Here is a 12,381-nt window from a genome sequence, read left to right on the forward strand (position 1 = left end):
CTCTTTATCAAAAAGAGCCGACTGGGTTTGTTCTTGTCCGCACCTGAAAAACGGCTGGCGGAAAAAAGGGATGGTACTGGTCAAGGCTATGGCTCGCATTGTCATGAAATTCGGCGGCACGTCCGTCGCGAACCTCGAACGCATTCACAATGTCGCACGGCATGTGAAACGCGAAGTGGATGCCGGCCATGAAGTGGCCGTGGTCGTTTCCGCCATGTCCGGTAAAACCAACGAGTTGGTGGACTGGGTGCAGAATGCTGCGAAGGTGGCTGGCGCCAACGCCGCCTCCTTTTACGATGCACGCGAATATGACGCGGTCGTTGCATCCGGCGAGCAGGTGACATCGGGTCTTCTGGCGATAACGCTGCAATCCATGGGCATCAATGCGCGCTCATGGCAGGGCTGGCAGATTCCGATCCGCACAGACAACGCACATGGTGCCGCCCGCATTCTGGAGATTGACGGTTCGGATATCGTTCACCGCATGGGCGAGGGCCAGGTTGCCGTTGTTGCCGGTTTCCAGGGCATCGGCCCGGATAACCGCATTGCGACGCTCGGTCGCGGCGGTTCGGACACATCAGCCGTTGCCATCGCCGCCGCCGTCAAGGCGGACCGTTGCGATATCTATACCGATGTCGATGGCGTCTATACCACCGATCCGCGCATCGAGCCCAAGGCTCGCCGCATGAAGAAGATCGCTTTCGAGGAAATGCTCGAAATGGCGTCTCTCGGTGCGAAGGTTCTGCAGGTTCGCTCCGTCGAGCTTGCCATGGTACACAAGGTGCGCACCTTCGTTCGCTCCAGCTTCGAGGATCCCGATGCGCCGGGCATGGGCGACCTCATCAACCCGCCCGGTACTTTGATTTGTGACGAGGAAGAAATCGTGGAACAGGAAGTCGTAACCGGCATCGCCTATGCCAAGGATGAAGCACAGATCTCGCTGCGCCGCGTGGCCGACCGTCCGGGCGTCTCCGCCGCGATCTTCGGGCCACTGGCCGAAGCGCATATCAATGTCGACATGATCGTGCAGAACATCTCCGAAGATGGGTCGCGCACCGACATGACCTTCACCGTTCCTTCTGGCGACGTTGCCAAGGCTCTGCGCGTTCTGGACGAGAACAAGGCCCAGATCGGCTTTGACGTTGCGCAGAACGAGACCGGCCTTGCCAAGGTTTCGGTCATCGGTATCGGCATGCGCAGCCATGCCGGCGTTGCTGCCAGCGCCTTCAAGGCGCTTGCCGAGAAGAACATCAACATCAAGGCCATCACCACCTCCGAGATCAAGATTTCGATCCTGATCGACGGTGCCTATGCCGAACTGGCCGTTCGCACTTTGCATTCTGCTTACGGTCTCGATAAGAACTAAGTTCGAGACATCGGTTCCCGATGCTCCGATTCTTCGGGGTTGCGTTTTTCCGATGTGGCGTTTCATGAAAGCGTGTCCCTTGCGGGACGCGCTTCTCGCGCTATAAATTTTTTAAATGACGTTTTGATTCTCGAATATTATGACATTCGGATCGGAAGCGTCGGGGAGCAAACGCGATGAGAGACCTTTCTGCAGGTCCGCGCGTCCTGCTAAAGCGGCTGCGCGAAATGATGGCGGAGCACCTTGAGCCGCAGGACCGTCTGGACCAGATCGTCCGTCAGATAGCCAGCAACATGGTGGCGGAGGTTTGCTCGGTCTACGTGCTGCGTTCCGACAGCGTGCTGGAGCTTTACGCTACCGAAGGTCTCAACAAGGATGCCGTGCATCTTGCCCAGCTGAAAATGGGGCAGGGTCTTGTCGGTACCATTGCCGCTTCCGCCCAACCTCTCAATCTTTCCGATGCGCAGGCGCATCCGGCTTTCCGCTATCTTCCTGAAACCGGTGAGGAAATTTATCATTCCTTCCTCGGCGTGCCGATTTTGCGCTCCGGTCGCACTCTTGGCGTTCTTGTGGTCCAGAACAAGGTCAGCCGAACATACCGGGAGGATGAAGTTGAAGCGCTCGAGACAACCGCGATGCTCATCGCTGAAATAGTGGCGAGCGGTGAATTGAAAAAGATCACCCGCCCCGGTGTGGAGCTGGACCTGACGCGTGCCGTTTCCATTGATGGCGATGCTTATGGCGAAGGCATCGGTCTTGGTCATGTCGTGCTGCACGACCCCCGAATCGTTGTCACCAATCTGCTGAATGAGGATGCCGATACCGAAATCCTGCGTCTTGCCGACGCGATCGGTTCGCTGCGCCTGTCGATCGACGACATGTTGCAGCGCCGCGACGTCCCGACCGAAGGCGAGCATCGCGAGGTTCTCGAGACCTACCGCATGTTCGCCCACGATCAGGGCTGGGTGCGGCGCATGGAAGAAGCTATCCGCAACGGCCTGACGGCGGAAGCTGCGGTCGAGAAAGTGCAGAGCGACACAAAGGCGCGCATGATGCGCCTGACTGATCCCTATCTTCGCGAGCGCATGCATGATTTCGACGATCTTGCCAACCGGCTGCTGCGCCAGCTGATCGGTTTCGGCGGTCGAAGCCCCGAGCATGATTTCCCGCTGGACGCCATCGTTCTGGCGCGCGCCATGGGTGCCGCCGAATTGCTGGATTACCCGCGTGAGAAATTGCGCGGCCTGGTGCTCGAAGACGGTGCGGTGACGAGCCACGTCGTCATCGTGGCGCGCGCCATGGGCATTCCGATCATCGGGCAGGCGACAGGCATCGTCGCCCTCGCTGAAAATAACGATCCCATCATTATCGACGGCGATGACGGCCAGGTGCATTTGCGCCCGATGTCGGATTTGCAGCGCGCCTATGAGGAAAAGGTGCGCCTGCGTGCCAAGCGCCAGGAGCAGTTCCGCGCGCTTCGCAATGTCGAGCCGATCACCAAGGATGGCCAGAAGGTCAACCTCAAGATGAATGCGGGCCTTCTCGTAGATCTGCCGCAGCTCGAGGAATCCGGCGCCGATGGCATCGGCCTGTTCCGCACCGAGCTGCAGTTCATGATCGCCTCCAACATGCCCAAGGGCGAGGAGCAGGAAGCGTTCTATAGGTCCGTCTTGCGGCAGGCCAAGGGCAAGAGCGTTACCTTCCGCACGCTGGATATTGGCGGCGACAAGGTCGTTTCCTATATGCGCGGCCAGGAAGAGGAAAACCCGGCGCTCGGCTGGCGGGCGATCCGCCTGTCGCTCGACCGCCCGGGTCTGATGCGCACACAGATGCGCGCGCTTCTGCGTGCTGCCTCAGGTGCTGAACTACGCATGATGTTGCCGATGGTGACGGAGGTTTCCGAAATCCGCGCCGCGCGCGATCTGCTTCAGAAGGAAGTGCAGCATCTTTCGAAATTCAGCCATGCGCTTCCGAAAAAGCTGCAATTTGGTGCGATGCTGGAAGTACCTTCGCTGATGTGGCAACTCGATGAGCTGATGCAGGAAGTGGATTTCGTCTCCGTCGGTTCGAACGACCTGTTCCAGTTTTCGATGGCGGTTGATCGCGGCAATGCAAGGGTTTCGGATCGTTTCGACAATCTTGGCAAGCCGTTCCTGCGCATTCTGCGCGATATCGTGCGCGCTGGCGAAAAGCACCACACCTCGGTCACGCTTTGCGGCGAAATGGCAAGCAAGCCACTTTCGGCCATGGCTTTGATCGGCCTTGGTTTCCGTTCGGTTTCCATGTCGCCGACGGCGATTGGTCCCGTCAAGGCCATGCTTCTCGGGCTTGATGCCGCGAGCCTTGCCGATGAGCTGAACGCTGCGCTCGACGATCATAATTCGCTGGAAAGCGCGCGCGAGGTGTTGTTACGCTTTGCCGCGACGCATTCCATTCCCATTTAAAAGACCTGTTTCATAATCGGAGTGACTGGTGGCGAAGCTTCCCGTCGAAAAAATGCGCGAGTTGGAAAGGCGTTTCGGAGAGATCGAAGCGCGGATGTCGGCTGGTCCGGCAGCGGATGTCTATGTGAAGCTGGCTTCGGAATATTCCGAACTTGAGCCGGTGGTGAAAAAAGTCCGTGAATACGAAAAGGCGGTCTCCGAGGCCGCCGATCTGCAGGCGCTGCTTGCCGACAAGACGACCGACAAGGACATGCGCGATCTGGCGGAAATGGAGCTGCCGGAGGTCGAGGCCCGAATTGGCGAGCTTGAGAAGGAAATGCAGGTCCTGCTGCTTCCCAAGGATGCGGCGGACGAAAAAAGCGCCATCCTCGAAATCCGCGCCGGCACGGGCGGATCCGAAGCGGCACTTTTCGCCGGCGATCTGTTTCGCATGTATGAGCGCTTCGCTTCAGCCAAGGGCTGGAAAGTTGAAGTTCTTTCCGCAAGCGAAGGCGAGGCGGGCGGTTACAAGGAAATCATCGCCACGATCAGCGGGCGAGGGGTGTTTTCCAAGCTGAAATTCGAATCCGGCGTGCACCGGGTGCAGCGCGTGCCGGAAACAGAAGCGAGCGGCCGCATCCACACCTCGGCAGCCACTGTTGCCGTGCTGCCGGAGGCGGAGGATATCGATGTCGAAATTCGCCCGGAAGACATTCGTATCGACACGATGCGCGCTTCGGGCGCAGGCGGCCAGCACGTCAATACCACTGACTCCGCCGTTCGCATCACCCATCTTCCGACGGGTTTGATCGTTACCAGTTCTGAAAAGTCGCAGCACCAGAACCGCGCCAAGGCTATGCAGGTTCTGCGTTCGCGTCTTTACGACATCGAGCGCCAGAAGGTGGAAAGCGAGCGTTCAGCCGACCGCAAGAGCCAGGTCGGTTCCGGCGACCGTTCCGAGCGTATCCGCACTTACAATTTTCCGCAGGGGCGGGTCACTGATCACCGCATCAACCTGACCCTCTACAAGCTCGACCGGATGATCGAAGGCGAGATCGACGAGCTTGTCGACGCGCTGATTGCTGATTATCAGGCCGGTCAGCTTGCCCAGCTCGGCGAACAACAGCTTTGAGTGGCGGCGCTGACGGGACCGTTTCGACCGAGCTTGCCGCAGCCCGCAAACGGCTGCAGGCGGCGGGCATCGCCGATCCGCTGCTTGATGCGCGCCTGCTGGTTGCCGACGTTACCGGTTTTTCACTGACCGATTTCGTGATGAAACCGGACCATCCCGTCACGCGGGAAGAAAGCGCCCGCATTGCCGCCATGGTCGAAAGGCGCGCAGGCGGAGAGCCAGTCCATCGCATTCTCGGCCACCGCGAATTTCACGGGCTCGATCTTCTTTTATCGACGGAGACGCTCGAACCCCGCCCGGATACGGAAGTTCTCGTCGATACGCTGTTGCCTGCGTTGAAAAAAATTGTTGCCGACAAGGGCAGTGCGTGCATTCTGGATCTGGGTACGGGCACGGGTGCGATCTGTCTGGCGCTTCTCAAGGAATGTCCGGAAGCAACTGGCGTCGGCAGCGATATCTCCGCCGATGCGCTGGAAACCGCAGCGAAAAACGCTGCCCGAAATGGTCTCGCCTCGCGTTTTGAAACCATGCGTAGCGACTGGTTCAAAAAAATCTCTGGCAGGTTTGACATAATTGTGTCGAATCCGCCTTATATAAGAAGTGACATCGTCACAACGCTAGACCGAGAGGTTCGCTATCACGATCCGATGGCGGCGCTGGACGGAGGTCAGGACGGCCTTGCACCGTACCGCCTCATCGCTGCCGACGCAGGCCGCTTTCTTGTGGAAAACGGGATTGTCGGTGTGGAGATCGGTTTCGATCAAAGGCTTGATGTTTCCGCTATATTTGCTTCCCACGGCTTCTCTCTTCTCGACGCCGTGAAGGATTATGGCGGCAACGACAGAGTTTTGACCTTCCGGAGATAGTTGTTCGCGATACGTCTGCGGATTATTTGCAAGGATATTTTGCACAGCAAAAGAAAAGGCTTGGATTTCCGCATGAAGCGGGATAGTTTGCCGCCACATGCCGGGTGGCTGAGGACGAATTTAGATTCGTCAGGGTATGGGTCAGTCCCGAAGCGGGTTCTTTTGAGAACCCTGAAGGCTGGGCGTTTCCGGCATGTGAATCAGTAAACTTTGTTCGCAGGTGGCTCGTTGCAGCATTTTGCGCGACCGGTCGTCATACGCGGGGTCTTGTCTGGGGTTATCTCCAGCAGGGCGCGTAATGGAGCAATTTCAGGAAAAGTTTCCAGCGGTTTTCCGCCCGGAATTGCATGAAAATAACCAGATTGTCAGCAAAACAGAATTCAGGTGAGCAATTGATGAGGCCAGGACAGCAAAACAAGCGCGGCCGGGGGCGTGGAAGCAACAACAACAATAACAATGGTGGCGGTAACAACAACAACTTCAACCGCAAGGGCGGTAACCCGCTCACCAGGACTTATGACAGCTCCGGTCCCGATGTTAAAATTCGTGGCACAGCCCAGCACATAGCGGAAAAATACGCCACCCTTGCGCGGGACGCGCAGAGTGCTGGCGACCGTGTGATCGCTGAAAACTATCTGCAGCACGCTGAACACTACAATCGTATCATCGCCACCGCTCAGGCCCAGATGCAGGAGCGTTTCCAGCGCGACGACCGTGGCGAATACAATGCTTCGGATGCCGACGATATGGATATGAACGACGGTGACGATGGTGCACCGCAGCAGCAGTTCGAACAGCCGGAACGGGTTCAGCAGCCGGAGCGCCAGGAACGGCAGGAGCGCACCGAGCGTTCCGAGCCGCGTCAGGAACGCCGTGAGCGCCCGGACCGCCGTGAACGGCAGGAGCGCCAGCCGCGCCAGCCGCAGGCTTCGGACGAACGGCAGCAGCCGGTATACGACGCCAGCCAGGCGCCTCAGCCCGTCATCGAAGGCACGCCTATGGAAGTGGCCGTCGAGGAACAGCAGCAGCAGACGGAAGCACCAGCGACTGAACGCGCACCAAAGGCCCGCCGCGCCACCGGCCCACGCCCGCGTCGCCCGCGCCGCGCCGCAACCGCGGAAGGTGCTGAGGGTGCTGAAGGCGAAGATACGCCAGCCGGTGATGAGGCAACACCTGCCACGCTCGAAAACGCTGCTGAATAAGCAGGGTTTTCAAAATACCACGCGATTGAAAAAACTCCGGCTTGCCGGAGTTTTTTTGTTTTTGGGGTCGGGTGTAAAAGCTTGGGCGCTGTTCGAAGGGGGCAATCGCGGCAAACAGGCGTGACGTTTATCAAGTCCGGCTAAAATTTCCCCGGCAGTCGTTTTCCTCCCCTTTAAACCGATGAAAATGCCTCCCATATTCGTGCAGTAAGGACGGATGCCGCATGCAGCGGTAACCGCCCATCAAGAGGCGGCAATCGTGAAATCTGTATAACGCGACTGCCGTAGCGGGGCTTGCCTTTGAGGGAGCCTCAACCCAAACACCCGGATCCGTGCCGAAAGCGGGCGGGCCGGTATATGGAGGTTCGACTATGAATATTGAAAAATACTCCGAGCGCGTTCGCGGTTTTCTGCAATCGGCGCAGACGTTTGCGCTTGCGGAAAATCACCAGCAATTTTCTGCCGAACATGTGCTGAAAGTTCTGCTTGATGACGAGCAGGGCATGGCGGCATCGCTGATCGAGCGGGCTGGCGGCGACGCCAAGGAAGTGCGTCTGGCCAACGATGCGGCACTGGCGAAATTGCCCAAGGTTTCCGGCGGCAATGGCGGCCTTTCCCTCACGGCTCCACTTGCGAAAGTGTTCTCGACTGCGGAAGAACTCGCGAAGAAGGCTGGTGACAGTTTCGTCACCGTCGAGCGTCTTTTGCAGGCGCTGGCGATCGAAAACTCTGCTTCCACCTCGGCGTCCCTGAAAAAGGGCGGCGTGACGGCGCAGGCGCTCAATCAGGTCATCAATGAAATCCGCAAGGGCCGCACGGCTGACAGCGCCAATGCCGAACAGGGCTTCGACGCGCTGAAGAAGTTCGCGCGCGACCTGACGGAGGAAGCCCGCGAAGGCAGGCTCGACCCGGTGATTGGCCGTGATGACGAAATCCGCCGGACCATTCAGGTGCTTTCACGCCGCACCAAGAACAATCCCGTGCTGATCGGTGAACCCGGCGTCGGTAAAACGGCGATCGCCGAAGGTCTTGCGCTGCGCATCGTCAATGGCGATGTGCCCGAAAGCCTTAAAGACAAGAAGCTTATGGCGCTGGATATGGGTGCGCTGATCGCTGGCGCGAAGTATCGCGGCGAGTTCGAGGAGCGTCTGAAGGCGGTCCTGAACGAAGTGCAGGCGGAAAATGGCGGCATTATCCTGTTCATCGACGAGATGCACACGCTGGTCGGTGCCGGCAAGGCCGATGGCGCCATGGATGCGTCCAATCTGCTGAAGCCCGCCCTTGCCCGAGGTGAACTGCACTGCGTTGGCGCCACCACGCTGGATGAATATCGCAAGCACGTGGAAAAGGATCCGGCCCTTGCCCGTCGTTTCCAGCCGGTGCTCGTAGATGAGCCGACCGTTGAGGACACGATCTCGATCCTGCGCGGCCTGAAGGAAAAATACGAACAGCACCACAAGGTCCGCATTTCGGATTCGGCCCTGGTTGCAGCTGCAACGCTTTCCAACCGCTACATTACCGACCGGTTCCTGCCCGACAAGGCAATCGACCTGATGGACGAAGCCGCTTCGCGCCTTCGCATGCAGGTGGATTCCAAGCCGGAAGAACTGGACGAACTGGATCGCCGGATCATTCAGCTCAAGATCGAACGCGAAGCCTTGAAGCAGGAGACGGATCAGTCATCCGTCGACCGCCTGAAGAAGCTCGAGGACGAACTGGCCGATACCGAAGAAAAGGCCGATGCGCTGACGGCCCGCTGGCAGGCGGAAAAGCAGAAGCTGGGCCATGCCGCAGACCTCAAGAAGCGGCTGGACGATGCCCGCAACGAACTGGCAAGTGCCCAGCGTAACGGCCAGTTCCAGCGCGCCGGTGAATTGACCTATGGGATCATTCCGGGCCTCGAAAAGGAACTGGCTGCAGCGGAAGCGCGTGACAGCAGCGGTGCTGGCTCGATGGTCCAGGAAGTGGTGACGGCGGACAATATCGCCCACATCGTTTCCCGCTGGACCGGTATTCCTGTCGACAAGATGCTGGAAGGCCAGCGCGAGAAGCTGCTGCGCATGGAAGACGATCTTGCCAAGTCCGTGGTCGGACAGGGCGAGGCCGTGCAGGCCGTTTCCAAGGCGGTTCGCCGTTCGCGCGCGGGTCTTCAGGATCCGAACCGGCCGATCGGCTCGTTCATCTTCCTCGGCCCGACGGGCGTGGGCAAGACCGAGCTGACCAAGTCGCTCGCCCGGTTCCTGTTCGACGACGAGACCGCGATGGTTCGCCTCGACATGTCGGAATTCATGGAGAAACACTCCGTTGCCCGGCTTATCGGTGCGCCTCCCGGCTATGTCGGTTACGAAGAGGGCGGTGCGTTGACGGAAGCGGTTCGCCGCCGGCCCTATCAGGTCGTGCTGTTTGACGAGATCGAGAAAGCGCATCCGGACGTGTTCAACGTCCTGTTGCAGGTGCTGGACGATGGCCGTCTGACCGATGGTCAGGGCCGCACCGTCGATTTCAAGAACACCATCATCATCATGACCTCGAACCTCGGTTCGGAATTCATGACGCAGATGGGCGACAATGACGATGTGGATTCGGTTCGTGACCTGGTGATGGAGCGTGTCCGGTCGCATTTCCGGCCGGAATTCCTCAACCGTATCGACGATATCATCCTCTTCCATCGCCTGCGGCGCGACGAGATGGGTGCGATCGTGGAGATCCAGCTCAAGCGCCTCGTCTCGCTTCTGGGTGATCGCAAGATCACGCTCGAACTGGATGAGGATGCCCGCAACTGGCTTGCCAATAAGGGTTACGATCCGGCCTATGGCGCACGTCCGCTGAAGCGTGTGATCCAGAAGACCGTTCAGGACAGGCTCGCCGAAATGATTCTCGGCGGCGAGATCCCGGACGGATCGCGGGTCAAGGTGACCTCTGGCACCGACCGGCTGCTTTTCAAGGTCAAGCCCCCAAAGGGTGAGGCCGAGACTGAAACTGCTGATGCGGCATAAAACGAAAGGGCTCCGGTAACGGAGCCCTTTTTCGTATAGCGGTCCCTATGGTCACGAGGCCCGGCGGACTAACGGCTCGCCACCTGATTGGGCTTTTCTTCGATGTTGAGTAGATTGTCGATCCGCTTTCTCTCGTCGGAGAACCGCGCGAGCGCGACGCCGGAAAGCGATTTGCCGCCCGGCAGACGCACTTTCATCGCGTCCACTTTCGTGCCATTAACGATCAGCTCGTAATGCAGATGCGCGCCGGTCGAAAGGCCGGTCGAACCGACATAACCGATTACCTGGCCCTGCCGGACCTTTGAACCCTCGGTGACACCCTTGGCGATGGCGCTCTGGTGGTTATAGGAGGAGACGTAGCCATTGGCGTGGCGGATCAGGGTCTGGTTGCCGTAACCGGAGGCCCAGCCGGCCTTCTCGACAGTGCCGTTGCCTGTCGCGATGATCGGCGTGCCGCGGGCTGCCGCCCAGTCGGTGCCGGTATGCATGCGGCTGAATTTCAAAACGGGGTGGCGGCGCATGCCGAAACCTGATGTCATACGGCCGTTCGGAACCGGATTGCGCAACAGGAACTGCCGGATGCTCTTACCGTTCTCGTCGAAATAGTCGATGCTGTTATCGTCCGGGTTCTGGAACCGGTAAAACCGCGTCTCGTTATCGCCGAACTTGGCGTTGACGTAGAGCAGTTCGGACTTGTCCGTCGCCTTGCCATCCGCATCTTCCACGGAGAAGAAGGCCTCCAGCGTATCTGCCGGTTTCAACTGCGCCTGAAAATCAACGCTGCTGGCCAAAAGCTTGATGAGCTGGGAGACCATGCCCTGATTCATGCCATAGGCCAGAGCCGCCCGGTAAACGCCATCGTAGACGCTGGGCAGATCGCGGCCGGCGGCCGGTGCCGGGGTGCTGTCAAAGGCCGTCGCCACCGCGTCGAGCTTCGGCGGTTCGCTGGCCTTGATGAAATTCTTGCGATCGTCCACGGCCATGGTGACCATGTGGCGACCCTTGCGGTAAAGGCTTACGCGTACGATGTCGCTTTTGTCGTCTTCCTGAATAATGCCGACGCGGAGCACATCGCCGCTTTCGACATTGTTCGACTGGAGTTGCGGTGACAACAGGCCAGCGATTTCGGAGGATTGCGCCTTCGAATAACCCGCGCCGAATAAAGCGGCTTCGATGGTTTCGGTCTGGCGGGCAGGGATAACGTCGTCGGCATATTCCTTGACCGGAACCGAGGGCGATTGAGGGGTCGAAACCGACATATTCTGTTCGACGACACGGGCGGCAAGACCGGCGGTGATATCGACATCACCCTCATCATTATCGAAACGACGGGGGTCGATGTAATAGAGCGCTGCAAGCTGCTCGTTACCGTCTGTCAGGATCGAGCCGTTCGAGCGCACTGCCTCCTCCACCTCGTCGAAGCTCAGGGAGCCGGCGAAGGGATACTTGGAGTGCTGGATCGGAAAGGCGACCGTTTTCAGGCTGACTTCGGATTCGACCTCGGAGCCGTAGATTGTGCCCGTTCGGCTTGGCGCCGGCGCCGGGGCGTCCTTGTCGTCACCGCTTGCGAAAATGTTCAGGGGATCGAAGGCGGGATAATCGTCCTGTTTGGCGTAGTTGGACGCCAGCGGAATTTTGACGTGGGAAAAGGGAACCTTGCGGACCACTTCCTTGTCGCCCTCGTTGATAACGGTGGAGACTTCCATGATCGAGCGGTCCGAGGGCCGGGCCGCAATATTGGGCGCAATGAGGCGTGTGCCGCGGCGTGCCGCTTCCGCGGTATTGTTGCCCATATCCGCCTTGGCGAAGGCCTCGGCCGGAATGGCAAGCTGCTGGCGGCCATCGAGAGCTGCAAACAGCGCAACACCCATCAATATGGAAGAGGTAATGCCGGTAAGGAACGTGCCGGAAAGCCATCTGAGCGAAATCTCACGGCGATCGGGTGCACGGCGCCCTTCCGCCAGAATTGGCGGTTCCGTGCCTAGCGACCGGATCACGTTGCGATCCGCAGTCATACTAGCTGTGCCCCGTGGGTCATGCGCTCTCCAGAAACTTCAGGCGAAGGTGTGCAACTTTCAAAGCCGTGAGTCAAATTGATCGGCACCCTCAATAGATATGCCGGCAACAGGCTCGCGCGCGTGCCCGCATTAACGTTTTGTTGGCAAAGCAATTAGCGAGGAGTCGGGCCAAAACAAGGCGCAGCACCATTCATATGGGTTGAGGCTGCATTCCCTTGTTGAAAATCGGTCCGTTGGTGGAGGCCAATGGGAGGCATAATCTCGAAAAATCAAAACTCTCTTTTAAAATCAATGTTTTGAATGTTTTTTTTAGAATTTGTATTTTGGTGTGTTGACTTGTTTGAGGGTGATCTCTTATAAGTCCGCTCACTGAACGAG

The 12,381-nt window shown here is 58.7% G+C and carries 8 protein-coding genes; 6 read left to right on the forward strand and 2 right to left on the reverse strand.

Features of this window, described 5'->3' with window-relative positions:
- The first annotated feature begins 88 nt into the window (after positions 1–88).
- From ACQZ5Y_RS23655 to clpB, 6 genes are all read left to right on the forward strand, one after another.
- A complete protein-coding gene (locus tag ACQZ5Y_RS23655) occupies positions 89–1,366 on the forward strand; it encodes an aspartate kinase (protein WP_004432098.1) in 1,278 nt (425 codons plus the stop codon).
- A gap of 176 nt (positions 1,367–1,542) precedes the next feature.
- The gene (gene ptsP / locus ACQZ5Y_RS23660) at positions 1,543–3,810 is read left to right on the forward strand and encodes a phosphoenolpyruvate--protein phosphotransferase (RefSeq protein ID WP_004432101.1); all 2,268 of its coding nucleotides are present in this window, start codon (positions 1,543–1,545) and stop codon (positions 3,808–3,810) included.
- A 28-nt stretch (positions 3,811–3,838) separates the two neighbouring features.
- Positions 3,839–4,921: a peptide chain release factor 1 gene (gene prfA, locus ACQZ5Y_RS23665; protein WP_013762139.1), complete on the forward strand. Its 1,083-nt coding sequence runs from the start codon at positions 3,839–3,841 to the stop codon at positions 4,919–4,921.
- Positions 4,918–5,787 carry a peptide chain release factor N(5)-glutamine methyltransferase gene (gene prmC, locus ACQZ5Y_RS23670; protein ID WP_174060233.1) on the forward strand — a complete coding sequence of 290 codons (870 nt, stop codon included), beginning with the start codon at positions 4,918–4,920 and terminating at the stop codon, positions 5,785–5,787. The genes prfA and prmC overlap by 4 nt, the downstream gene beginning before the upstream one ends.
- Before the next feature lie 395 nt (positions 5,788–6,182).
- Positions 6,183–6,989, forward strand: a complete 807-nt coding sequence (locus ACQZ5Y_RS23675; protein WP_065663270.1) for a DUF4167 domain-containing protein — start codon at positions 6,183–6,185, stop codon at positions 6,987–6,989.
- A 371-nt stretch (positions 6,990–7,360) separates the two neighbouring features.
- On the forward strand, positions 7,361–9,985 hold the full coding sequence (gene clpB / locus ACQZ5Y_RS23680) for an ATP-dependent chaperone ClpB (RefSeq protein WP_004432113.1): 2,625 nt from the start codon (positions 7,361–7,363) through the stop codon (positions 9,983–9,985).
- Positions 9,986–10,053: 68 nt separating this feature from the next.
- On the opposite strand, the gene ACQZ5Y_RS23685 is transcribed toward clpB, so the two are convergent.
- Positions 10,054–12,000 carry a M23 family metallopeptidase gene (locus ACQZ5Y_RS23685; RefSeq protein WP_004432116.1) on the reverse strand — a complete coding sequence of 649 codons (1,947 nt, stop codon included), beginning with the start codon at positions 11,998–12,000 and terminating at the stop codon, positions 10,054–10,056.
- Between the two features lie 193 nt (positions 12,001–12,193).
- Positions 12,194–12,381 (reverse strand): hypothetical protein (locus ACQZ5Y_RS23690; protein WP_448782333.1); only part of this gene is annotated, 188 nt, incomplete at its 5' end.

The sequence above is a fragment of the Agrobacterium sp. A3-95 genome, from assembly GCF_053521785.1.

What these genes read in the sequence shown, in the direction of transcription:
- ACQZ5Y_RS23655 (WP_004432098.1), top strand. Translation starts at nt 89, where the DNA reads ATGGCTCGCATTGTCATGAAATTCGGCGGCACGTCCGTCGCGAACCTC.
- ACQZ5Y_RS23685 (WP_004432116.1), bottom strand. Translation starts at nt 12,000, where the DNA reads ATGACTGCGGATCGCAACGTGATCCGGTCGCTAGGCACGGAACCGCCA.
- ptsP (WP_004432101.1), top strand. Translation starts at nt 1,543, where the DNA reads ATGAGAGACCTTTCTGCAGGTCCGCGCGTCCTGCTAAAGCGGCTGCGC.
- ACQZ5Y_RS23675 (WP_065663270.1), top strand. Translation starts at nt 6,183, where the DNA reads ATGAGGCCAGGACAGCAAAACAAGCGCGGCCGGGGGCGTGGAAGCAAC.
- clpB (WP_004432113.1), top strand. Translation starts at nt 7,361, where the DNA reads ATGAATATTGAAAAATACTCCGAGCGCGTTCGCGGTTTTCTGCAATCG.